The 23,932-nt window shown below is 62.1% G+C and carries 18 protein-coding genes, 3 tRNA genes and 2 pseudogenes; 11 read left to right on the top strand and 12 right to left on the bottom strand.

Annotation, left to right across the window (positions count from 1 at the left end; all coding sequences use genetic code 11):
• Positions 1–44 precede the first annotated feature (44 nt).
• From V1278_RS20555 to V1278_RS20570, 4 genes are all read right to left on the bottom strand, one after another.
• Positions 45–821, bottom strand: a complete 777-nt coding sequence (locus tag V1278_RS20555) for a hypothetical protein (protein WP_334363013.1) — start codon at positions 819–821, stop codon at positions 45–47.
• A gap of 223 nt (positions 822–1,044) precedes the next feature.
• Complete coding sequence (locus tag V1278_RS20560; protein WP_334363012.1) at positions 1,045–1,578, bottom strand: DUF992 domain-containing protein; 534 nt, start codon at positions 1,576–1,578, stop codon at positions 1,045–1,047.
• Positions 1,579–1,832: 254 nt separating this feature from the next.
• On the bottom strand, positions 1,833–3,242 hold the full coding sequence (gene glnA, locus V1278_RS20565) for a type I glutamate--ammonia ligase (RefSeq protein ID WP_028345760.1): 1,410 nt from the start codon (positions 3,240–3,242) through the stop codon (positions 1,833–1,835).
• Between the two features lie 134 nt (positions 3,243–3,376).
• The gene (locus V1278_RS20570; protein ID WP_027537227.1) at positions 3,377–3,715 is read right to left on the bottom strand and encodes a P-II family nitrogen regulator; all 339 of its coding nucleotides are present in this window, start codon (positions 3,713–3,715) and stop codon (positions 3,377–3,379) included.
• Positions 3,716–3,834: 119 nt separating this feature from the next.
• Between V1278_RS20570 and V1278_RS20575 the strand changes: the two genes are divergently transcribed.
• Positions 3,835–4,011: a hypothetical protein gene (locus tag V1278_RS20575; RefSeq protein WP_334363009.1), complete on the top strand. Its 177-nt coding sequence runs from the start codon at positions 3,835–3,837 to the stop codon at positions 4,009–4,011.
• Positions 4,012–4,126: 115 nt separating this feature from the next.
• A complete protein-coding gene (locus V1278_RS20580) occupies positions 4,127–5,626 on the top strand; it encodes an NAD(P)H-hydrate dehydratase (protein WP_334382043.1) in 1,500 nt (499 codons plus the stop codon).
• 84 nt (positions 5,627–5,710) lie between these two features.
• Here V1278_RS20580 and V1278_RS20585 read toward each other — a convergent pair whose 3' ends face one another.
• On the bottom strand, positions 5,711–6,796 hold the full coding sequence (locus tag V1278_RS20585; RefSeq protein WP_334382044.1) for an enolase C-terminal domain-like protein: 1,086 nt from the start codon (positions 6,794–6,796) through the stop codon (positions 5,711–5,713).
• Between the two features lie 10 nt (positions 6,797–6,806).
• Positions 6,807–8,135, bottom strand: a complete 1,329-nt coding sequence (locus V1278_RS20590; protein ID WP_334382045.1) for a multicopper oxidase family protein — start codon at positions 8,133–8,135, stop codon at positions 6,807–6,809.
• Between the two features lie 137 nt (positions 8,136–8,272).
• On the opposite strand from V1278_RS20590, the gene V1278_RS20595 reads away from it, so the two are divergent.
• The 7 genes from V1278_RS20595 (at position 8,273) to V1278_RS20625 (ending at position 15,903) form a co-directional block, all read left to right on the top strand.
• Positions 8,273–8,357 (top strand) — tRNA-Leu (locus V1278_RS20595).
• A gap of 169 nt (positions 8,358–8,526) precedes the next feature.
• Positions 8,527–9,891, top strand: a complete 1,365-nt coding sequence (gene tig / locus V1278_RS20600) for a trigger factor (protein ID WP_334382046.1) — start codon at positions 8,527–8,529, stop codon at positions 9,889–9,891.
• 267 nt (positions 9,892–10,158) lie between these two features.
• Positions 10,159–10,794, top strand: coding sequence for an ATP-dependent Clp protease proteolytic subunit (locus V1278_RS20605; protein WP_057844270.1), 636 nt, complete (start codon positions 10,159–10,161; stop codon positions 10,792–10,794).
• Between the two features lie 428 nt (positions 10,795–11,222).
• Positions 11,223–12,497 carry an ATP-dependent Clp protease ATP-binding subunit ClpX gene (gene clpX / locus V1278_RS20610; RefSeq protein ID WP_028345767.1) on the top strand — a complete coding sequence of 425 codons (1,275 nt, stop codon included), beginning with the start codon at positions 11,223–11,225 and terminating at the stop codon, positions 12,495–12,497.
• Positions 12,498–12,810: 313 nt separating this feature from the next.
• Positions 12,811–15,237: an endopeptidase La gene (gene lon, locus V1278_RS20615; RefSeq protein WP_334382047.1), complete on the top strand. Its 2,427-nt coding sequence runs from the start codon at positions 12,811–12,813 to the stop codon at positions 15,235–15,237.
• 122 nt (positions 15,238–15,359) lie between these two features.
• On the top strand, positions 15,360–15,761 hold the full coding sequence (locus V1278_RS20620) for a GFA family protein (RefSeq protein WP_334382048.1): 402 nt from the start codon (positions 15,360–15,362) through the stop codon (positions 15,759–15,761).
• Between the two features lie 65 nt (positions 15,762–15,826).
• Positions 15,827–15,903 (top strand) — tRNA-Val (locus V1278_RS20625).
• Positions 15,904–16,177: 274 nt separating this feature from the next.
• On the opposite strand, the gene V1278_RS20630 is transcribed toward V1278_RS20625, so the two are convergent.
• On the bottom strand, positions 16,178–16,831 hold the full coding sequence (locus tag V1278_RS20630; RefSeq protein WP_334382049.1) for a hypothetical protein: 654 nt from the start codon (positions 16,829–16,831) through the stop codon (positions 16,178–16,180).
• 859 nt (positions 16,832–17,690) lie between these two features.
• On the opposite strand from V1278_RS20630, the gene V1278_RS20635 reads away from it, so the two are divergent.
• Positions 17,691–18,551, top strand: coding sequence for a class I SAM-dependent methyltransferase (locus tag V1278_RS20635; RefSeq protein WP_334382050.1), 861 nt, complete (start codon positions 17,691–17,693; stop codon positions 18,549–18,551).
• A 130-nt stretch (positions 18,552–18,681) separates the two neighbouring features.
• On the opposite strand, the gene pepT is transcribed toward V1278_RS20635, so the two are convergent.
• Positions 18,682–19,938, bottom strand: coding sequence for a peptidase T (pepT, locus tag V1278_RS20640; RefSeq protein ID WP_334382051.1), 1,257 nt, complete (start codon positions 19,936–19,938; stop codon positions 18,682–18,684).
• A gap of 108 nt (positions 19,939–20,046) precedes the next feature.
• Positions 20,047–20,346: an HU family DNA-binding protein gene (locus V1278_RS20645; protein ID WP_057844275.1), complete on the bottom strand. Its 300-nt coding sequence runs from the start codon at positions 20,344–20,346 to the stop codon at positions 20,047–20,049.
• A 322-nt stretch (positions 20,347–20,668) separates the two neighbouring features.
• Here V1278_RS20645 and V1278_RS20650 point away from each other — a divergent pair.
• Positions 20,669–20,745 (top strand) — tRNA-Asp (locus tag V1278_RS20650).
• A 94-nt stretch (positions 20,746–20,839) separates the two neighbouring features.
• On the opposite strand, the gene V1278_RS20655 is transcribed toward V1278_RS20650, so the two are convergent.
• The 3 genes and pseudogenes from V1278_RS20655 to V1278_RS20665 all read right to left on the bottom strand — a co-directional run bounded on the left by V1278_RS20655 (position 20,840) and on the right by V1278_RS20665 (position 23,835).
• The gene (locus tag V1278_RS20655) at positions 20,840–21,034 is read right to left on the bottom strand and encodes a hypothetical protein (protein WP_028345774.1); all 195 of its coding nucleotides are present in this window, start codon (positions 21,032–21,034) and stop codon (positions 20,840–20,842) included.
• A 240-nt stretch (positions 21,035–21,274) separates the two neighbouring features.
• Positions 21,275–22,568 (bottom strand): annotated as a pseudogene (locus V1278_RS20660) (spinster family MFS transporter).
• A 38-nt stretch (positions 22,569–22,606) separates the two neighbouring features.
• A pseudogene (locus tag V1278_RS20665) lies at positions 22,607–23,835 on the bottom strand (Rieske 2Fe-2S domain-containing protein).
• Positions 23,836–23,932: the final 97 nt, after the last annotated feature.

The raw sequence follows: 23,932 nt of genomic DNA on the forward strand, positions 1-23,932 counted from the left end.
CTGCATTGGAGGTCGTGGCGAAGCGCGATTGCGGTGACGTTGGTCTAACGCAAACCCAAGCTTTGCAGGAGCGACGGTGTCTGGGCATTTTGCACAGCCTGCTCCTGTGCCCGGGGGTCCGGCACGGGCGCGATCTGTACCGGTGCATTTTGCTCTTCCCGGACCTTTGCTCGGGGACGTCGCTGGGACCGGATCTCCGCTCGCGCATTGTGCACGGACCGGGCCCGTCGATGTTTCTTCGTTGGCTGGGCCTGAACTGGGGCATCTTGCGCAACCTGCACTGGGGCAGCTTGCGCGAGCTGTACGGGCACGACCTGTGCCCGTGTATCTTCCTGTGCCCGTGCATCTTCCCTGGCCGCCCAGGCTTCGAATTCCTTCAACAAGGATTCGGCCGGTGGTTGACCGGTCACGGTTTGATTCTGATCGGCAGGTTCAGAAGCTGCTGCAATTTCGTCGCGCGCCGACACATCGCTTGTCTTCGGCGGCGAGTCCTGAGTGCCGGCGATTGATTGAACTGCTGGCGCCGACGAATCGACGTCAGACTGGAGCGCCGGTTTTTCGACCCACGTAGCCGTGACGTTCTCAACGAGCGCGACTGGATCTCCCACTGATAGGATCGCGATACCGATCGCTGTCGCCGTTACAGCCCAAATACTCGCCTTAAGGATTCGCGACGAGATAGCCGCTCTGTTCAAAGCCTTCCCTATATCCGGCTGCGCGATTTTTTCGGTATGTTCGGACAGAAAGAGAGGAGAACGATCCGGCGGGAAACCGTCTTTTGTCGCCATTGGCTGATGTCGCCTCTTGTTATTCTTGTCCACCAGTACGCTGCCAGAGAGGTCTAAAAGCGACAATCACCGCCACGATTTGGGAGAAGTCTTGATTTCAATGGGATTTGGGAACCGCAAGATCACGCGGAAGCCCGGTTAGCGTTGAGCAAGACCGGAAATGAAAACAAAAGGCGCCCGAATGCAGGCGCCTTTCGCATCTTGCAACAATGATCCCGGCGGCAAGCCGCCGACTAGTTCACCAGCGACGATGTCGTCACTGGGGCGCGCGGCGCGCGGGCGCAGCGGCCGGCCGCAGCTCCATTGTGGATACGCCTGCCGCAATATTCACGCCTGTCTGCCCCTGCACCGATAGCGGCTGCATCATTACCGTGCGGTCCGAGCCTCCAACCAGGACGTTGGCGCTCGCTCCGGCACCGACCGTGCCGCCGGCGGTCGCACCCGTATAGGTTCCCGCCAATGCCGCGCGGCGCAGCGTGGTCGGTGCAAAAATCGCCCAGGCCAACTGACCGCCGGTCGTGGCGCCGATGTCGAGGCCAAGCGTGCTGACGGTGCCCTCATAAGCCTCGCGGCCCCTGCCTCTCGATGACGCATAGACACAGCTCAGTTGCCGTTGCCCCCCGACAACGAGGCCGACACCGGGCGCTATGTTACAGGTGAGCGTGCCGACCCTCGTCCGCCCGGTGTCCTGAGCCGTGGCCGGCGGAGCCATGGCAAGGGCGAGCGCCAGAGCGACGCATGTGGTTGCGAGACTATTCAAGGCTGTTCTATTCAGGGTTGCTTTGTTCATGGGCCGCGTCCTCCTTCGACGCATTCTGATGGACCCCCTCAACGCGCGGCGACATTGCGAGGTTCCTGCCCCCATAGCGGCCTTAGAGCGCTTGCGGCCATATGAGCGGAATTCGCGGCAGCAGTTGGCGGCATGAGTACACGAACGAGGCGGCCGAAGCGCCTGATTTTCCTTCGCAAAAACAAAAGGCGCCCCTCGGGAGCGCCCTCTGCATTGTCGGACGGTGATACTGGCGGCGCGAGCGCCGCGCGTCATCACTGCGAATAATACATCTCGAACTCGACCGGGTGCGGGGTCATCTCGAAGCGCTCGACTTCGGTCATCTTCAGCTCGATGAAGCTGTCGATGAAGTCATCGTCGAACACGCCGCCGTTCTTGAGGAAGGCGCGGTCCTTGTCGAGGTTTTCCAGCGCCTCCCGCAAGGAGCCGCACACGGTCGGGATCTGCTTCAGCTCTTCCTTCGGCAGATCGTAGAGGTCCTTGTCCATCGCCGGACCCGGATCGATCTTGTTCTTGATGCCGTCGAGGCCGGCCATCAGCATCGCGGCGAAGCCGAGATAGGGGTTGGCCATCGGGTCGGGGAAGCGGACTTCGACACGCTTGGCCTTCGGGTTTGCCGTATACGGGATGCGGCAGGAGGCCGAGCGGTTGCGCGCGGAGTAGGCGAGCAGCACGGGGGCTTCATAGCCCGGGACCAGGCGCTTGTAGGAGTTGGTCGACGGGTTGGTGAAGGCGTTGATCGCCTTGGCATGCTTGATGATGCCGCCGATATAGTGGAGGCAGGTCTCCGAGAGGTCGGCGTATTTGTTGCCGGCGAACACTGGCTTGCCGTCCTTCCAGATCGATTGGTGGCAGTGCATGCCCGAACCGTTGTCGCCGTAGACCGGCTTCGGCATGAAGGTGGCGGTCTTGCCGTAGATGTGCGCGACCTGGTGGATGCAGTATTTGTAGATCTGCATCTGGTCGGCCATCAGCGTCATGGTGTCGAACTTCATGCCGAGCTCGTGCTGGGCGGAAGCGACTTCGTGGTGATGCTTCTCGACCTTGACGCCCATCTTGGCCATCGCGCCGAGCATTTCCGAGCGCATGTCCTGCACCGAATCCTGCGGCGGGACCGGGAAGTAGCCGGCCTTGGTGCGGATGCGGTGGCCGAGATTGCCGCCCTCATACTCGGTGTCCGAATTGATCGGCAGTTCCGAGGAATCGAGCTTGAAGCCGGTGTTGTAGGGGGTGGTCTGGTAGCGCACGTCGTCGAACACGAAGAACTCGGCCTCGGGGCCGAAGAACACGGTGTCGCCGACACCAGACGATTTCACCATCGCCTCGGCCTTCTTGGCGATGCCGCGGGGATCGCGGTTGTAAGGCTCGCCGGTGGTCGGCTCGAGCACGTCGCAGACGATGACCATGGTGGTCTCGGCGAAGAACGGGTCGATCGTCGCGGTGACCGGGTCGGGCATCAGGCACATGTCGGATTCATTGATCGCCTTCCAGCCGGCGATCGAGGAGCCGTCGAACATCTGGCCTTCGGCAAAGGTGTCCTCTTCGATCATGCTGACGTCGAAGGTCACGTGCTGCCACTTGCCGCGCGGATCGGTGAAGCGCAGATCGACGTATTTTACGTCGTTGTCCTTGATCGACTTCAGGACGTCTTTAGCGGTCTTCATGAATACCCCTTTTGGCTACGGACGGTTTCCAGAACGCGACATTCGCAGACGATCGAGGCATCGCGAACGAAATCAGGCCGCGGAAGCAGCCCTTTTCTTGTTTTTCAGTCGCAAGTTTTCGGATAGCACCCGGCTCAGATAGCGTCCAGCCCGGATTCTCCGGTTCTGATCCGGATCGCTTCCTCGATATTGGAGACGAAGATCTTGCCGTCGCCGATGCGCCCGGTCTGGGCGGCGCGGCGGATCGCGTCGATCGCCTTCTCGACCAGCTCGTCCGAAATCACGATCTCGATTTTCACCTTGGGCAGGAAATCCACGATGTATTCCGCACCGCGATAGAGCTCGGCGTGCCCCTTCTGCCGGCCGAACCCCTTGGCCTCGGTAACGGTGATACCCTGCAGTCCGACTTCCTGAAGCGCCTCTTTCACCTCGTCGAGCTTGAATGGCTTGATGATGGCTTCAATCTTCTTCACTGAGCGCCTCCCGGGCATTTCCAAATTGCAGCGTGCAGATAGTTTCGATGTCGCAGCCTGGTGAACTTACCTGGCGCCGTCTGGTTTGATCCTTGCATCCGGCAAAGCCGGAACTGCTCATGATTGCAAAGCCGGAGCTGCTCATAATTGCCGCTGACTGCGACGATCCTGAGCTCGGCTTTCCAACAGGCTTCCTCAAAAGCAGGGTCTATGCCAAGTTGTTAATGCGGCTGATTTCGGAACGTTATCAGACTTTTAACAGGCAAGTGAGAGAGGTCCGCCGGCGGCTCGCATGATAGCGAAGCTTACAAAATAGGCAAATCGATCATTTCGTGTGCAGGCGGGGCGAGGCGGGCCACGGGCGCGACGGGGATATGCCTTCAGAAAAGGCGGATGGATCGAGGATTCGGCATGGAAGTCTTGACCACGACCGAGATGGAGCGGGCCGACCGGCTGACGATCACCGGCGGAACGCCCGGCTTCGCGTTGATGATGAGCGCCGGCCAGGCCGTGGCGGAGGTCGCGATGGATCTCGTCGAGGAGGGGCCGATCGTCGTGGTCGCCGGCCGCGGCAACAATGGCGGCGACGGCTTTGTGGCGGCCGCCGAACTCGCCGCACGCGGGCGCGAGGTTTCCGTCATCCTGTTGTGCGAGCGCGACAGCCTGCAGGGGGATGCCGCGCTCGCCGCGCGCGGCTGGAAATATCCGGTGCTGCCGTTCAACCCACAGGCGATCGGCAAGCCAGCCTTGATCATCGACGCGCTGCTCGGCGCAGGTCTCAACCGTCCGGTCAAGGGCGATCCGCTCGAGATGATCGAGGCGATCAACGCCAACGGTGCGCCGGTGCTGGCCGTCGACCTGCCGAGCGGCATCAATGGCACCACGGGCGCGGTGATGGGTGCAGCAATCAACGCCGCCGAAACCGTGACCTTCTTCCGCCGCAAGCCGGCGCATCTGTTGATGCCCGGGCGCAAGCATTGCGGCCGCGTCCGCGTCGCCGAGATCGGCATCGATGCGCATGTGCTTGAGGAGATCCGGCCGCAGACGTTCGAGAACGTTCCGCAGAGCTGGCGAAAGTCGTTTCCGGTGCCCTCTATCGACGGCCACAAATATGCCCGCGGCCACGCCGTCGTGCTGTCGGGGGAGCTGGCGTCGACAGGAGCGGCACGGCTGGCGGCCCGTGGTGCGCTGCGGGCAGGGGCTGGCCTCGTCACGGTGGCCTCGCCGCGCGATGCGCTCGCCGTGAATGCCGCGGCTCTGACGGCAGTCATGGTGCGTCCGGTCGATACTGCCGTCGAATTCGCCGACCTTGTGGGCGACAGACGGCTCAATTCCATCGTGATCGGGCCGGGCGCCGGCATCAGTGAACGCACGCGCGATCTCGTGCACACCGCATTGTCGACCAAGCGCGGCCTCGTGCTCGACGCCGATGCGCTGACGAGTTTTGCCGAAGCGCCGGAGCGACTGTTTGAACAGATCAGGGCGAGCGAGGATCCGCAGGTCGTGCTGACCCCGCATGAGGGCGAGTTTCCGCGCCTGTTCAGCGATATCAGCAACAAGCACCCCGGCCGTTCGAAGCTGGAGCGGGTGCGCGACGCCGCCCAGCGCTCCAGAGCGGTGGTGCTGCTGAAGGGACCGGACACGGTGGTGGCTTCGCCCGACGGGCGCGCCAGCATCGCCTCCAACGCGCCGCCCTGGCTCGCGACGGCGGGAGCCGGCGATGTGTTGGCCGGCATGATCGCGGGGCTGCTGGCGCAAGGCGTGGCGGCCTATGAAGCTGCCTGCATCGGCGTCTGGATGCACGGCGAAGCCGCGGGCGAGGCAGGGCCGGGACTTATTGCAGAGGATTTGCCGGAGGTGCTGCCGGCAGTATTCCGCCGGCTCTATGACGAGTTCGGCATTGAGTATTAGTTGCGTAGGATGGGTGGAGCAAAGCGATACCCATCAATTCCCGCGGCTTGGTTAGATGATGGGTTTCGCATCGCTCTACCCATCCTACGCGGTCAGATACTTCGCCACCGCCGTCTCATTCCACTCCAGCCCCAGCCCCGGTCCACGCGCGGTGACCGTGCCGTCGACGATCTCGGCGGGATGGGCGAGGATGACGCTGGCGAAATCCAAAAATTCGAGCCAGTGCGCGGTTGGCGTCACCGCCAGCATGTGGGCGCTGGCTTCGGCGAAGAGATGGCTCGACATCGGGATGTTGGCGGCGTGCGCCTGGGCGGCGACCTGCAGCCAGCCGGTGACGCCGCCGCACTTCATCAGATCGGGCATGATGAAATCGCTGGCACCTAGCGCGATCGCTTCCGCGAAGCCGCGCGGGAACCACCAGTTCTCGCCGGCCTGAATTGGCGTCGGCGAAGTCTCGCGGACCTTGGCGTGTCCCGAGAGGTTTTCCTGCGGCACGGGTTCTTCGATCCAGTGCAGATCGTAGGGCGCGAGGCGAGCGATACGGCGCGCGGCTTCCGCGGGATCGAGCGACTGGTTGAAGTCGATCATCAGCGCGATGTCGGGGCCCGTGAGGGCGCGCACGCCCTTGACCACGCGCTCGTCATTGGCGGCATCGCCGTCGCCGCCCTTGATCTTGATGCCGCGAAATCCCTGTTCGAGCGAGCGGCGCAGCGCTCTTTCGTCCGCCGCCGGATCGACCACGCCATAGCTGTCATAGGCCCGGATCGGTTTTGGCGAACCGCCGAGCAGTTCAACCACCGGCTTATTGGCCAACTGGCCGAGTGCGTCCCAGTAGGCCATGTCGAGGCCGGATACCGCCATGCCGACGAGGCCCTGCCAGCCGAGCAGGCGGAATTTTGCGTCCATCGCCGCCATCAGATCGTAGGGCGCAACTGGTCTGCCGGTGAGTTCGCGCCCGATCTCCTCAGTCAGGTGCACCAGTGGCTTCAGAGTCAGCTTGCTGTAGGCAAAAATGTAGGAGTGGCCGGTAACGCCTCGATCGGTCTCGACGTCGATCAGGACCAGCGGGCCGACGTCGATCACGCCAAAGGCGTTCTTCACGGGGCGCGCGAGCGGCACGACGAGCGCTCGCGCCTTGACGCTGCGTATGGCGGGAACCGGCTTGCTCATGGCTTGCTCCTCATTCGACTGCGTACCATCGCACCAGCCGCGGTGCCGCCCAGTCGGTGGCGACGGATTCGATCAGCCAGCGGCCGGCATGTTCGGCGGCAAAGGCGATGCGTTGGGTCTGGCCGGGATCGATCGCCAGCGTATCCAGCCAGAACGGCTTCCAGCCATCGTCGAGCCGGTCCAGCAGGCGGAAGTGATGGCCGTGGAGGTGGAAAATGGTGGCGACCGCGGCGCGGTTGGTGAGCGCCAGCACCACGGTGCGACCTTTCCTGGCGCGAAAGGCGGGCGGGGCACTCACGGCAAAATCGGCTGGCGTCATCCAGTCGCCGGAAGGTTCGCCCAGCCCGACATCGATCCGGATCGCCCCCTTGAGGTCGAGCCGCTCGGGCAGGCCGTTGGAGGACAGCGGCGGGGCGGGTGGCAGCGGGGCCGCGCGGACCGGCGGTTCGCTGGAGACGACAAGCTTGCCGATCGGGCGGGCTTCCTTGCCATCATGCAGCAGGATCGCATGGGTCGTGCCTACTGAGGCGGTCAAATCGATGAAGGCGTCAACCCGCCCGCCCGGCGCCAGTACCAGCGCGCCATTGCGGGCCGGAAACGGCTCCGAGGGCTGGCTGTCAATGGCCATGACCCGGACCTCGAGCCCTTCCAGTTTGATAGCCATAACAGAGCGTTGGCAGCCGCTGATGATGCGGAGCCTGATCCGTTCGTTGGTCCGACCTGAGAGTTCGAGCGAAGTCCGGCCGTTAATCGTATGGAGGCGTGCAGTGTCCTTCGGATCGATTCCCGGCGCGATCACTGTTCCATCGGGCCTTGCCTGCCAGTCCTCGATCAGGAGCACCTCGTCGCGGTCGACGGCGACCGGCTCGGTTTCGCGAACGATCAACGGCCGTGCCCGCGCTGGTTGTGCCTGTCGATCGCCAAGCAGCCCGGAGTCACAGAGGAGGGTCCCAGCGTGGCGCAGCGGAAGCTGCAAGGTGGCCTTGCCACCGCTTGCGAGGGCTGCGCGCGCCGTGAGGGGGGCGTGAACCGGAACGCCGTCTATACCCCGCCAGTTGAGGACGACCGGCACCGGCAGCTCATTGGCAAAGGCGATCTCGGCCGTCTCGCCGCGCTTGAAGGTGAGGTCGGGTCCTTGCAGCGACCAGACCGGCGCGGCCGTACCGCCCGGCCGGAGTGCGAGAGTCTCCGGCGTGGCCTGTAACGTCAGCGGGGGACGTCCCTGGGCTGCGCCGGAAACCGGCCATATCGGAGCGAGGGCGGCGGCGCCCAGCCCGGCCAGCAGCTTGCGTCGATCTAGCGTCGATTTGGGGCTTGCCATCGGACCGATGTGGACCATTTTCTGATGTGCCTGTCCTAGCTGTGACGCCTTGCCCCGGGGCTGTCAAAAAGGGCCATTTTTTTGCTGCGGAGGTGTAGGCTCATGTTATAAGCCCGCCGCCCGCGGCATCGCGGCCGGGTATGGATGCTTTTCACGCGGGCGTGGCGGAACTGGTAGACGCGCTGGATTTAGGTTCCAGTGACGAAAGTTGTGGGGGTTCGAGTCCCTCCGCCCGCACCAAGCGCTCTATCCAAGCGTTTGCATGACGAATACTGGAGGGCTTGCCTCCCCCTTGGGGGAGCCAAGGTCAGCCGAACCACCGGCGCAGGGCTGCAAGGCTTGCGCGTCGAACAAAATTAGACACTGCCGCGGCCGTTTGGCCCGGCGCAAGCGGAAGAAGATTGACACCATGCAGGTCACCGAAACCCTCGCCGAGGGATTGAAACACGAGTTCAAGGTCAGCGTTCCCGCATCGGATCTCGATGCCAAGGCCGATGCCAAGCTGGTCGACCTCAAGGACAAGGTGAAGCTCAATGGCTTCCGCCCCGGCAAGGTGCCGGTGAGCCATCTGAAGAAGGTGTATGGCCGCTCGGTGATGGCGGAGACCATCGACCAGACCATCCGCGACACTAACACGCAGATCTTCACCGACCGCGGTTTCCGCCTCGCGACCGAGCCCAAGATCACGTTGCCGACCGAGCAGAAAGAGGTAGAGGAACTGCTCGCCGGCAAGAGCGACCTGACCTACACGGTGGCGATCGAGGTGGTGCCGACGATCCAGCTCGCCGATTTCAAGACCTTCTCGGTGGAGAAGCCGGTGGTCGAAGTGACCGATGCCGAGGTCGACGAGGCGATCAAGCGCATTGCCGACCAGAACCGTCCCTATGCGGCCAAGGCCGAGGGCGCCAAGGCCGAAACCGGCGATCGCGTCACCATCAGCTTCAAGGGTTCTATCGACGGCGTGCCGTTCGACGGCGGCACCGGCGAGGGCATCCAGGTCGTGATCGGCACCGGGCAGTTCATTCCGGGTTTTGAGGAACAACTCGTCGGCATCGGGGCCGGTGAAACCCGCACACTGAAAGTGTCGTTCCCGAAGAATTACGCCAGCGAGAAGCTCGCCGGCCAGCCGGCCGAGTTCGAGACCACGGCAACCCTGATCGAGGCCCCGGGTGAGACTGAGATCAACGACGAGTTTGCAAAAACCCTCGGCCTGGAATCGCTCGACAAGCTGAAGGAGGCCGCGCGCGAGCGGCTGGTCGCCGAGTTCGCCGGAGCCACGCGCCAGCGCGTCAAGCGCGCGCTGCTCGACCGGCTCGACGACAGCCACAAATTCGAGGCGCCGCCGTCGCTGATCGAGGAAGAGTTCAACCTGATGTGGAACTCGATCAAGGCCGAGATGGAATCCTCCGGCAAGACCTTTGCCGACGAGAACACCACCGAGGAGGCGGCCAAGGAAGAGTACAAGAAGATCGCCGACCGCCGCGTCCGGCTCGGCCTCGTGCTGTCGGAGATCGGCGAGAAGAACAAGATCACCGTGACCGATGACGAAGTCAGCCGCGCGGTGATCGAGCGGGCGCGATCGATGCCCGGCCGCGAGAAGGAGGTCTGGGACTACTATCGCAACAATGCCAATGCGCTGGCCCAGCTTCGTGCGCCGATTTATGAAGACAAGGTGGTCGATTTCATCCTCGAACTCGCCAGCGTGACCGAAAAGAAGGTCTCGCGCGAGGACCTGTTCAAGGACGACGAGGCCGACGAGAAGAGTGCAGCCTGATCGATTTGGTCAGGCCGGCATTAATGATGAACGGCGATAGCGGCGTGGTGACGGCACCCGTGGCTATGAGATCGGCCGCGAATCAGTTTGAACTTCTCTCATTCGGCTCCGCAATTGCCCGGCCTTGTCGCCAGGAAATTGGCTCATATCTGTGAGCTGAGTTGAAGTCCTGCATCACGGGACGTTCGTCCGTGCGCGGCAGTCATGCCTGCCTTGCCGATAGATGTTCGTTCCCGCTTATTCTCTATCCGAACCCTTGGGTGATTCATGCGCGATCCCGTTGAAACCTACATGAACCTCGTTCCGATGGTGGTCGAGCAGACCAACCGCGGCGAACGCGCCTACGACATTTTCTCGCGGCTTCTGAAGGAGCGCATCATCTTCCTGACCGGTCCGGTCGAAGACGGCATGTCGACGCTCGTCGTCGCGCAGCTTCTGTTCCTCGAGGCGGAGAATCCGAAGAAGGAAATCTCGATGTACATCAACTCGCCCGGCGGCGTGGTGACATCGGGGCTTGCGATCTACGACACCATGCAATTCATCCGTCCGCCGGTGTCGACGCTGTGCACCGGGCAGGCGGCCTCGATGGGTTCGCTGTTGCTCGCGGCTGGTGAAAAGGACATGCGCTTCTCGCTGCCCAATTCGCGCATCATGGTGCATCAGCCGTCCGGCGGCTTCCAGGGCCAGGCGACCGACATCATGCTGCACGCGCAAGAGATCCTGAATCTCAAGAAGCGCCTCAACGAGATCTACGTGAAGCACACCGGCCAGACCTACAAGGCGATCGAGGACGCGCTGGAGCGCGACAAATTCCTGACCGCCGATATGGCCCACGACTTCGGGATCGTCGACAAGGTGATCGACAAGCGCCCCGAAGAAGTGACGCCGGTGAGGGTCCCGTAAGGATACGGATCGCGACACCCCGCGTTGACCTTAACGGTTGGTTGAATCGGCAAATGTGGCCGAAAGCCGCGCCTATGCCCCCGCGTAGGCCGAAAGTTCCGCTTTCGTGCCGGTTTTGCGGCGTGGCAATACCGCAACGCTCGGTCGATTTCGTCAACTTCTCCCCGTGCGAACGCCACAAATCACGGTATTGTCACGGGTAGCAATTCCGAGCCCGATTAGCGAATTCTTGATAGTCGGGTGCCAGCATGGTTGGCTGTATGGATTGGGTTAAGATCGCGGGGGAATCGAGACGCCGTGATTCGCACGGTGCGTAATTGAGTTAGGGTCTTTTTTGGTACGGAATTTGCTCTATCTACCTTCAGGTCCGGTGACAGTGCCGGAATGGGTCGATCGGGTAACGGATCGAACGGCGGACGGAGACAGGAATGAGTAAGGTTGGCACGAGCGACTCCAAGAACACGCTGTATTGCTCGTTCTGTGGAAAGAGCCAGCACGAAGTCCGCAAACTCATCGCGGGTCCCACCGTATTCATCTGCGACGAATGCGTCGAACTCTGCATGGATATCATCCGTGAGGAGAACAAGTCCTCGCTGGTGAAGTCGCGCGACGGCATCCCGACGCCGAAGGAAATCTGCAAGGTGCTGGACGACTACGTGATCGGCCAGAGCCATGCCAAGAAGGTGCTCTCGGTCGCCGTTCACAACCACTACAAGCGGCTCAATCACCAGACCAAGCACAACGACGTCGAACTCGCGAAGTCGAACATCCTGCTGATCGGTCCGACCGGTTCGGGCAAGACGCTGCTGGCGCAGACGCTGGCGCGCATTCTCGACGTGCCGTTCACCATGGCGGACGCGACGACGCTGACCGAAGCCGGTTACGTCGGCGAGGACGTCGAGAACATCATCCTGAAGCTGTTGCAGTCCGCCGACTACAATGTCGAGCGCGCGCAGCGAGGCATCGTCTATATCGACGAAATCGACAAGATCAGCCGCAAGTCCGACAACCCGTCGATCACCCGCGACGTGTCGGGTGAGGGCGTGCAGCAGGCGCTGTTGAAGATCATGGAAGGCACGGTCGCCTCCGTGCCGCCGCAGGGCGGCCGCAAGCACCCGCAGCAGGAGTTCCTGCAGGTCGACACCACCAACATCCTGTTCATCTGCGGCGGCGCGTTCTCAGGCCTTGAGAAGATCATCTCCGCACGCGGTCGTTCGACCTCGATCGGTTTCGCCGCCCAGGTGCTGGCGCCCGAAGACCGCCGCACCGGCGAAATCTTCCGCCATGTCGAGCCGGAAGACTTGCTGAAGTACGGCCTGATCCCCGAATTCGTCGGCCGCCTGCCGGTGGTTGCGACGCTGGAGGATCTCGACGAGACCTCGCTGAAGAAGATCTTGACCGATCCGAAGAACGCGCTGGTGAAACAATACCAGCGGTTGTTCGAAATGGAGAACATCGAACTCACCTTCGCCGACGAGGCGCTTGGCGCGGTCGCCCGCAAGGCGATCGAGCGCAAGACCGGCGCGCGCGGGTTGCGCTCGATCCTCGAAAGCATCCTGCTCGAGACGATGTTCGATCTGCCGGGCCTGGAAGGTGTCGAAGAGGTTGTGATCTCGCGCGAAGTTGTCGAGGGAACTGCCCGTCCGCTCTACATTTATGCGGACCGTTCGGACCGGGCCGTCGAGAGCAGCGCCAGCGCCTGATACCGTCGCGCCGGCCAGAACTCATACCTTTGAATAACGCGGCTGCCGAGCGTTTCGGCGGCCGCTGTGGCGTAAGCGTTTTTCGCGCGTCTGATCCGCAATTTGCGGTCATTTTCCGTGACTTGACACCCCCATACCCGATAGCCACCTAATGCCCATGGTGGCGGAAATCACGTTCGAGATTCGTCGCAAAGATCATCCGGTGAGAGGCGGCAGCGAAGGCGGCCGACCGGCCCGGAACTCCCAGCACCTTGTGGCGGTTGCGCAAGCGATGCGGACTGCGTGCAAGGGGGCAAAACAGAAGGAATAGGCCATGACGACTCCAAAAACCCGGCCAACCATCATTCTCGGCGAAAGCCATTCGTATCCGGTGCTGCCGCTCCGCGACATCGTCGTATTTCCGCACATGATCGTGCCGCTGTTCGTCGGCCGCGAGAAATCGATTCGCGCCCTCGAAGAGGTGATGAAGAACGACGCGCTGATCCTGCTCGCGACGCAGAAGAACGCGTCCGACGACGATCCAAGCTCGGATTCCATCTACGAAGTCGGTACGCTCGCCAGCGTGCTGCAACTGCTGAAGCTTCCCGATGGCACCGTGAAGGTGCTGGTCGAAGGGCTTGAGCGCGCGCGTGTGCAAAAGTATTCCGACCGCGTCGAATATTACGAGGCGACCGCGATCGCGCTCGCCGATACCGACGCCAACTCGGTCGAAGCCGAAGCTCTGGCGCGCTCGGTCGTGTCCGACTTCGAAAGCTATGTGAAGCTGAACAAGAAGATCTCCGCCGAAGTCGTCGGCGTGGTTCAGGCGATCACTGATTTCGCCAAGCTCAGCGATCAGGTGGCGCAGCATCTCGCCGTCAAGATCGCCGATCGTCAGGGCATCCTGGAGACGTTGTCCGTCACGCAGCGCCTGGAGAAGGTGCTGGGCCTGATGGAGAGCGAAATCTCGGTGCTGCAGGTCGAGAAGCGCATCCGCTCGCGCGTCAAGCGCCAGATGGAGAAGACCCAGCGCGAGTATTACCTGAACGAGCAGATGAAGGCGATCCAGAAGGAGCTCGGCGACGACGAAGGTCGCGACGAGCTGGCCGATCTGGAAGAGAAGATTGCCAAGACCAAGCTTTCCAAGGAAGCGCGGGAGAAGGCGCAGCACGAGTTGAAGAAGCTGCGCCAGATGTCGCCGATGTCCGCGGAAGCCACCGTCGTGCGCAACTATCTCGACTGGCTGTTGTCGATTCCGTGGAACAAGAAGTCCAAGGTCAAGAAGGATCTCGAGCAGGCCCAGGCCGTGCTGGACTCCGATCATTACGGGCTCGAGAAGGTCAAGGACCGCATCGTCGAGTATCTCGCCGTGCAGTCGCGCGCCAACAAGCTGACCGGACCGATCCTGTGTCTGGTCGGGCCTCCCGGCGTCGGCAAGACTTCGCTCGGCAAGTCGATCGCAAAAGCCACGGGCCGCGAATTCGTGCGCGTCTCGCTCGGCGGCGTGCGGGATGAAGCGGAAATCCGCGGTCACCGCCGCACCTACATCGGCTCGATGCCCGGCAAGATCATCCAGTCGATGCGCAAGGCCAAGACCTCGAATCCGCTGTTCCTGTTGGACGAGATCGACAAGATGGGCGCCGATTTCCGCGGCGATCCGTCGTCGGCGCTGCTCGAGGTCCTCGACCCCGAGCAGAACTCGACCTTCAACGACCACTATCTGGAGGTCGATTACGATCTGTCGAACGTCATGTTCATCACGACCGCGAATACGCTCAATATTCCGGGGCCGCTGATGGACCGCATGGAGATCATCCGGATCGCCGGCTACACCGAGAACGAGAAGGTCGAGATCGCGCGCAAGCACCTGATCCCGAACGCCATCTCCAAGCATGGCCTCGATTCCAAGGAATGGTCGATCGACGACGATGCTCTGCTGTTGATGATCCGCCGCTACACCCGAGAAGCGGGTGTGCGTAACCTGGAGCGTGAGCTCTCCACACTCGCCCGCAAGGCGGTGAAGGAGCTGATGATCTCCAAGAAGAAGTCGGTCAAGGTCACCGAGAAGACTCTCGAAGACTTCCTCGGCGTGCCGAAGTATCGCTTCGGCGAGATCGAGAGCGAGCCGCAGGTCGGTATCGTTACGGGTCTGGCCTGGACCGACGTCGGCGGCGAGCTCTTGACGATCGAAGGCGTCATGATGCCCGGCAAGGGCAAGATGACGGTCACGGGCAACCTGCGTGACGTGATGAAGGAGTCGATCTCGGCGGCGGCGTCCTACGTCCGCTCGCGGGCGATCAACTACGGCGTCGAGCCGCCGCTGTTCGACAAGCGCGACATCCACGTCCACGTGCCGGAGGGCGCAACCCCGAAGGACGGACCGTCGGCGGGTGTCGCGATGGCCACTGCGATCATCTCGGTCATGACCGGCATTCCGGTCCGGCACGATGTCGCGATGACCGGCGAAATCACGCTGCGTGGTCGCGTGCTGCCGATCGGTGGCCTGAAGGAGAAGCTGCTCGCGGCCGCCCGCGGCGGCATCAAGACGGTGCTGATCCCCGAGGACAACGCCAAGGATCTCACGGAGATTTCCGATGCGATCAAGGGCGGTATGGATATCGTCCCGGTTGCTCGGCTCGATGACGTCGTCGGCAAGGCGCTGGTCCGCGCCCCAGTGCCGATCGTCTGGGAAGAGGACACCAAGGTGCCGGTCAAGCAGGACGCCTCGGACGAAGCGGCCGGTGGCCTGACGGCCCACTGAGCTCGATCAGTCACCACCGATCATCGAACTGAATTGATAAAACGGCGCCTTCGGGCGCCGTTTTTGTTTGTGCGGCTGTGACTCGGCTTGAACCTCGGCCCGGCGGACGGCGTTGATGAGGGATGGAAATCGACGGGCAATGCCATTGCGGGCGGGTGACCTATCGGGCCGATATCGATCCTGAAAGAGTGTCGATCTGTCACTGCACCGATTGCCAAAACCTGACGGGCTCGCCGTACCGGGTGACGGTGATCTGTTCGGCCGAGCAGGTCCGCCTGACCGGCGCGCCGGCGAAGGTCTATCCGAAGAAGGGCGATAACGGCCGGACGCGCTTTCAGCACTTTTGCGAAGTCTGCGGCTCGCCATTGTTCACCAGCGGAGACGGCGGACCAGATGATTGGGGCATCCGCTGGGGCAGCATCCGCCAGCGCGATCGGCTCAAGCCGGCGCGGCAAATCTGGTGCCGCTCCGCCGCGCCGTGGATCCACGGGATTGGGGCGTTGCCGGGGCGGCCGGGCGACTAGTGCAACCAAGCGCGGATATCCCACCTTGCACCAAAGGGGTTCGAGAGGCTAAACAGGCGGCTTACGGGCGGCTAGCTCAGCTGGTTAGAGCATCTCGTTTACACCGAGAGGGTCGGGAGTTCGAATCTCTCGCCGCCTACCAGCCTTCGCCCTGCGGGCTTCGGCTCGGCATGCCAGCCCCTTCGCGGCAGTGACGCAACGTTTGCTCCTCCGCAGGGGTGAAGGCTGTCGCGTCGAAGCTCGAAGAGCGTAGGCGGACCGGTGCGGAACATTCCGGAACGTAAAAGCCCTACGGGGGCTTCGGCTGGGCATGCCAGCTTCGCGGCAGTGGCGCGACCGTTTGCTCCTCCGCAGGGGCGAAGGCTGTCGCGCGGAGCTTGAAGAGCGAAGGCGGACTGGCCTTACGCTCTTCTCATTCAACTTTCTGGGGTTGGCGTGGCAGCCGGGAGACTTAGGGGAGTTCCTCCCAGCGAAACAGGTCCCTCAAATTTGGGCTGCGGGGCCATCTTCTTGCGCACTACTCGGGATAGCCGGTTTTGAGCGTGCCTTGCTGAAATGGAGGAAGTTATTTCCGGCTTCATTGCATTTTGCAGCGAGTCGACCTTCGCCATAAGCTTGGAAAGCTGAGCAGATATCTTCTTCACGTCTTCATGTTCATCCGCTATCTGAGCAGATATTTTCTTCACACTGACTTGCTCATCCACGACGCTCTGTCTCAGAGAAGCAAGCGCAATTGAATCCTGCTGAAGAAGAGCTGTGTTTTGCTGCAACAGGATATTGTTCTCGTGCAGCGCGACAACGTGTTGCTGCTGAGCCGACTTGATATCCTTCAATGCGGCAACAGCCGGATCTGCTATCGGACCGGAAGCTTTCTGATGTGGAAGCAGTTCGGCCAAACGGCTGATATCCGGCAGGGTAAAATCCGGCGGCAGCGTATAGACTGCCGCCGCACTGTTTATTCCAAGAGCGAACACCGCTAGCGCCAAGACCGATTTTCGGCTCGATTGCTTGCTCGGTGCGGTGGATTCGGGTTGCTCGGTTTGGCTCTGCGTTTCCGATGCCGTGGTCACGGTACTACCTCAAATGAGTGAAATGAAAAAGGAGCCGTCGCTGGATCGTCCCTCGCGACGGCTCCCTTACGCGACACCCAACTAGAACTGCCTGAAATAATAGGCCTATGAGATTAATTCGGCGTTAGCGCCTCCAGGGCGCAGGCTAGCGTCGAAGCTCGCTGAGCGACGACGGACCTGATCGGCATCGAGCCGAGCTTCCGATCACGATGCGTAATGGAGGACGCCATGACCAGCAATCTAAACGCTAACAGGTGCAGCGCGGGGCGGTGCCGAGCGATGCCGGACCACCCCGCGACTAAGAATTAGTAACCTCTACAAGTCTCGCGATACCGACGGCAATTTCCTTCGCCGCGCTCACCCAACTCATCCTTGTTGAGGCAAGCATATCTTAGTTCGGCGCACAAATCTCTCCGAACTGGTCGCCCGCAGGCTTCCCGATATCTGCGGCAATTTCCTTCGCCCCGCTCTCCCAGCGCGTCCTTGTTTTCGCAGGCAAGCCTCAGTTGCTCGCATCGCCCGCCTCCTCGATCTACCCGAACGCCTCCCGGTCCAATCTCAATGGATTGAGAAAAGGCCGAAATCGGAATTATAAAAAGAGCGGCCGCCGCTGCGGCGCCGAACGCATATTTGCGCATCCCGTTCATCTTGATCCCTCCAGGTGCTAGTGCCGGTCAGTTGCCTTGCGGCAATAGATCACGCGAAAGGCGGGATATCGTTCCGAAGGAAATGCACGAAAGTGTAGTTATGACTGTAAATTTCGGGGTACATGAACAAACTAAGCGGCATCACGGCAATGATACGGCAACGGCTTGGCACAGGTGCGACGGACGTTCGAAATTGAAAAAGGAGCGCGCAAATGGACACACCGGCAAGCCACGAACAAAACGCCGACCAGGTCGCCTACTGGAATGGGCCGGCCGGCCAGCGCTGGGCGGAGCGGCAGGCGGCACAGGACGTGCTGCTCAAGCCGGTCGCCGACCTTGTCATCGACCGGGCCAGGCTGAAGCCGGGCGACCGCGTCATCGATATCGGTTGCGGCAGTGGTGCCACCGCGATTGCGTTTGCGCGGAAGGTCGCGCCATCGGGCCATGTGCTCGGCATCGACGTATCCGGCCCGATGCTGGAGCGGGCGCGGCAGGCTGCACCAAAGGATCTGCCGATCGATTTCATCCTTGCCGACGCCACCGTCTATCCGTTCGAGCTTGCCAGCTTCGATGTCCTGGCCTCGCGGTTCGGCGTGATGTTCTTTGCCGATCCGGCGCTGTCTTTCTCGAACATGCGCAGGGCGCTGAAGCCTTCGGGGCGGCTGGCGTTCGCGTGCTGGCGCGAGCCGCGCGAAAATCCGTTCTTCATGGCGCCGCTTGCGGCCGCCTACAAGCACGTGCCAAAGCTGCCGCAGCTTGGGCCGGAGGACCCGGGACCGTTTGCATTTGCCTCGGAGGCGCGCGTGCGCCGTATCCTGGACGCGGCCGGCTTTGCCGGCGTCGAAATGGAAGCGTGTCCGCTGTTGCTGGATGCAGCGATCGGCCGCGGCCTCGACGGCGCAGTGCAGGGTGCGCTGGAAATCGGACCGGTGAGCCGGGCGCTGGATGGCCAGCCGGAGGAAGCTCGCGCTGCCGTCGCCGCTTCCATTCGCGAAGCGCTCACGCCGTTCGCGAAGGGCGACGCGGTGCTGCTGCCGGCGTCGGTCTGGATTGTGACCGCAAGGGCGTCGTAATAGCCGCGCAGCTCTTTCCCCGTCATTGCGAGGAGCGACAGCGACGAAGCAATCCATCCTTCCGCATTTGCCGATCGATGGATTGCTTCGCTTTGCTCGCAATGACGGGGATAGAGCCGCGCGAAAACTGCTACGCCCGCTCTTCCCAGATCATCGCCAGATGCACGATGGTCTCCGCCGCCTTCTCCATATCTTGACGGCTGACCCACTCCAGCCGCGAATGGAACGCGTGTTCGCCGGCAAAAATGTTGGGGCAGGGCAGGCCCATGAAGGACAGGCGTGAGCCATCGGTGCCGCCGCGGATCGAGCTTCGCACCGGCGTCAGCCCGGCGCGCTTGATCGCCTCGATGGCGTACTCGACCGTCTCGGGGTGACGGTCGATCACCTGTTTCATGTTGCGGTATTGCGGCTTGACTTCCATCCGGTACGTGGAGCGCGGATAGTCCTTCATCACGTCTTTGACGATGCCTTCGAGCAGGGCTTCCTTTTGCTGCAGGCCCTCATCGGTGAAATCGCGCACGATGAAGCCGATGGTGGCTTTCTCCAGCGCGCCGGAAATGCCGATCGGGTGCAGAAAACCTTCTTTGCCTTCAGTCGTCTCGGGCGAGCAGGTATCCTTGGGCAGGCGGTCGATGATGGCGGCTGCGATCTTGATGGCGTGCTCCATCTTGCCTTTGGCAAAACCGGGATGGGTCGAGACGCCTTCGATGGTGATGGTGGCGCCGTCGGCTGAAAAGGTTTCGTCCTCGATATGCCCGGCGCTTTCGCCGTCCATCGTATAGGCGAAATCGGCGCCGAGCTTTTTCAGGTCGACCTTGTCGACGCCGCGGCCGATCTCTTCATCCGGGGTGAACAGGATCTTGATCGTGCCGTGCTTGATTTGCGGATTTTCGATCAGGAACCGTGCCGCATCCATGATCTCGGCGAGACCGGCCTTGTTGTCGGCCCCGAGCAGCGTGGTGCCGTCGGTCGTGATGATGTCATGCCCGATCTGGTCGGCGAGGGCGGGATGGTCGGCAAAGCGGATCACCTGGGTGGGATCAGCCGGCAGCACGATGTCGCCGCCGCGATAATTCTTCACGATCTGCGGCTTGACGTTGGCCCCGGTGCAATCCGGGGAAGTGTCCATATGCGAGCAGAAGCAGATCACCGGGACCTTCTTCTCGGTAGTGGCCGGGATCGTCGCGTAGACATAGCCGTGCTCATCGAGATGGGCGTCGGTGACACCCATCGCCTGCAGCTCTGACGCCAGCAGGCGGCCCAAATTCTTCTGCTTCTCGGTGGAAGGGCAGGTCGGCGAGGCCGGATCGGACTGGGTGTCGATCACGACATAGCGCAGGAGGCGCTCGGTGACATCGTGGGTGAACGCGAGGGGCGAGGCCAGCATGACGATCCGGAAAAGTTGAGCGAGGAAAGCGCTCTATAACAGAAAAGCGCCATTCCGGGTCCTCGCCGGAATGACGCTTCGGGTGCGATCGGTCTAGGGGAGCCTTGGTCAGACCGCTTCCTTGAGTTCCTTGGCCGCTCGGAACGCGACCTTCTTGCTGGCCTTGATCTGGATCGGCTCGCCAGTGGCGGGGTTGCGCCCGGTGCGGGCGGCGCGCTTGCGGACCTGGAGGATGCCGAGACCAACGATCCGGATCCGCTCGCCCTTTTTCAGGTGTTTTGTGATCTTGCCGACCATGTCGGTCAGGATCGCCTCGGCGGCTTTTTTCGACAGATCGTGTTCCTCGGCGAGAGCCGCTGCCAGATGCTTCAGTGTGATGGTGGCCGGAGCCGCCGCTTTCTTCGCCATGTCTGGCCCTCCTCGTTGGTTGAATGGCTTTGAGCGCGTTCGTTGGCACCGGTCCGCGCTGGAAAAATGCGTTCGTGGTGACTTGAAACCCGCGGTTCCGGTACAACCGGAGCGGGGAGGATTTCAAGAAACCCAGACGTAGCAGGCCTTAAACGATTCGGATAATCGCCGGCTGCGTTGTTTTACCTGAAAACAGGCCGTTATTTGCATCACAATCGCAGAAACGCCCTTCTGGCGCGGGGATTCGCAACGTCCTTGACTAAGCGGGAGCGGGCCTTTATGCCCTCGGTTCTGCGCGGGTCAGGATCTGATTACGGCATCCGCGGGAGTAGCTCAGTTGGTTAGAGCGCCGCCCTGTCACGGCGGAGGCCGCGGGTTCGAGTCCCGTCTCTCGCGCCATTTTCTCGATGGCTTGACGTTGATCTCCGAGACTGCCGCAAACAAAAAGGCCGCCCGAGGGCGGCCATTTTTATTCCAACGATATCGCTATCGTTTAACGGACCGTCGAGGTGTTCGAGCTGGTGACGACCACCGGCTTGCCCGCTTTTACGACCTGGGCAGTCTGGCTGTACTCAGAACCGGTCCTAGCCGAAATGCCGAAGGCCGCAACCGCGATACCGGCCACCAATGCGACAACCACGATCTTCAGGTGGGTACTGCGATCCGCCGAGTGAAAGGAGTGGTTCATGTGGTGCCTCCCGGACGCCTTTGGCGTCCCGTGTTGGGAAGAGACGTACGCCCTGTCTGTTTCAGGATCGTTTCGCGGTTTCGGCAAAATGGTTTCATTCGGCCAGTTTGTGGCCGGTTTTTTGCCCATGCATCCGTGATGCAGGTCACATACAGCCTGCGTGCCGGATCAAACGCGGCTCACACCGGGTTCGAAACAGCAGTAAAAACAAAGGGAAGAGCCGACGGCGAGCAGGTCGGATCAGCTCGCCCGCTGGATATCGCCGCGAATCGATCCGGCCGCCCAGATGAACAACAGGGCGCCCAAGGTGGTCGTGACCGCGGCCGACAGCAGCGAATACCGCACGGCCTCCGCGCCAAAATCGCTCTTGAGCGCGTCGTTGAGCATGCCGACGGCGAGCGGGCCGACGCCCTGGCCAAAGCAGGTCGCGGTCAACCAGCACGATCGCCGACGCCAGCGCCCGCATGCTCGACCTGGCGACGGTCTGCGCCACCGCAAAGATCGGCCCGAGATGGAAGCCGACCAGGAATGAGGTCAGCGCCAGCGCCGCGACCATGGTGGTGAAGTCAGGCGTCAGCATGCACAGCGCAAACACCGGGCCCGCAAGCCCCGACATGATCGCGGGCGCCCATAATTTCCAGCGATCGTCTCGGCGGCTGACCAGCGCCACCACCAGACCGCCGACCAGCGTGCCCGCCATCCCGCTCAGGCCCTTGAAGGTACCGGCATAGGTGCCGATCTCGGCGCTGGAGAGTTGATGCACGCGTGCCAGGAACGGCGGAATCCAGGCTGATGTGGCGTAATTGGTGTAGCTCGTCAGGCAAAACCCGATCAGCACGATGACAAAGGTCCGTTGCGAGGCGAGGAAGCCGAGCGTCGGCCCGATTGGCTCCGGCTTGAATGTTTCCGCCATCGCGCCGCGCTTTGGCTCGGAGATGGTCAGCCACAGCACGGCAGCGAGCGCGAGGCCGGGCAGGCCGGCGGTATAGAACGCCATGCGCCAGCCGTAGTGCTGGTTGACGTAGCCGCCGATGAAATAGCCGAGAAAGACGCCGAGATAGGTACCGATGGCATAGATGCCGAGCGCGCGCGGGCCTTCGTTCTTGCTGAAGAGATCGGCGATGATCGACTGCGAGGCTGGCGTGCCGCCGGATTCGCCGATGCCGACACCGATCCGCGCGAGCGCCAGAGTGGCCACGCTTTGCGCCATGCCGCAAAACACCGTCATCGCGCTCCAGAACGCCAGCGCGATTGCAACGATGTTGCGACGGTTGAAGCGGTCGGCGATGCGCGCGATCGGGACGCCGAGCAGCGAATAGAACAGCACGAAGCTAAAGCCCGCCAGCAGCCCCATCGTGGTGTCGCTGAGCGCGAATTCCTTTTTGATCGGCTCGATCAGGACGTTGAAGATGGTGCGGTCGAGGAAGTTCAGCGCATAGATGACGGTCAACAGCGCGAGGACGTAATATCGCTGGAGCGAGGGCCTTGCGGTGGCTTCCACTTGAGCGGCCGCCTGCGGCGCGACATCAACCATGCTTCCCCCTGAATGTTCTTTTTTGCTGAACCTGCCGCTCACGCCTCGCGAATGAAATTGCCCGCCTCGAATTCGACCGGATCGCAGTTGAATCGAAGGAGATGCCGATCGGATCGCGGCCGGCGGCGATCGCTGCGAGCTGATCGCTCAGCATCCGCCGGATCATCAGGATGCCGCGGTCGCTCTGGCCGAAATGCTCTTCCGAATGCAGCGTCACCTTACCCTGGCCGACCTGCGCCTCGTAGTCGCCGGGGAATTGCTGGTGCTCCTGTTCGGTCATCTCCTGCCAGAATTTTCCGTTGAATTTGGAGCGCATCCTTCCGATATCGCCTGAATTCTTCACCCGGCCTGCGACGTAGATGCGAAAGGACGTATCGTCGATCGGCAGCGTCCAGCCGATCGACTCGACGCGGGCGAATTGCGCGACCCGCGGATTGGGCACGACGCGCAGCGTGGGGAGGGCGGCTTCGGTCACCCGATAAAACACCTTGCCGTCGTCCTGATGCCGGATCGAGCGCACGGTGACACCGCGCGGCGACATCTCGAACTTCACCTGCGGCATCGAGGCCATCAATTCAGTGAATTGCGGGCCGGAGAACGATCCGTGCAGCACTGGCACATGGTAGGGATCGACGACGTTCTCGAAATGCTGCAGCCAGTTGCAGGGGATGATGGCCGGACCGCCGCCGCCGATCGATGAATCGTCCGCCTCGACGAACTCGCCATCGTCCATGTTCTCCAGGCATTCGTAGCGCGGCAGCACCGGCTTTTTCTCGGCCGGGCCCAGATAGGCGAAGATCAGGCCGTAACGCTCCTCGACCGGGTACCAGGGCTGCCGCACCTTGTCCTTGAACAGGCCACCCTCGGGCTCGCAGGGCTGTTCGAGGCAATGGCCCTCGGTGTCGAACTTCCAGCCGTGATAGCAGCAGCGGATGCCGTCTTCCTCGACCTTGCCGTAATAGAGCGTGGTGCCGCGATGGCAGCAGCGGGCGTGCAGCAGTCCGACACGGGCATGCCGGTCGCGAAACAGCACTAGGCCCTCGCCGAGCACGCGCACTTTTCTGGGGATATCGGTGGCGTCCGACACGAGCCCGATCGGGTGCCAGTAGCGCCGCAGCAATTCGCCCATCGGCGTGCCGCGGCCGACCGAGGTCAGCTCGGTCCGGGTCGTCGACGGCTTCATGGCGTAGCCAGTCCCGAGATCGCGATCCCGCTGCGTAATGGTCGTGCCGCTTTCCTCCCGCCGCGGCTTTGATGCCGCGGTCATTCGATTTGTTTTAGGAAGCAAAATGCAGATCGATGACAATGTCAACGATATCGATAGAACTGTTCGATGACCCCATTCGATGGGCTTATCTGATGAT

The organism is Bradyrhizobium sp. AZCC 1577 (assembly GCF_036924575.1).
Taxonomy (GTDB): Bacteria; Pseudomonadota; Alphaproteobacteria; order Rhizobiales; family Xanthobacteraceae; genus Bradyrhizobium.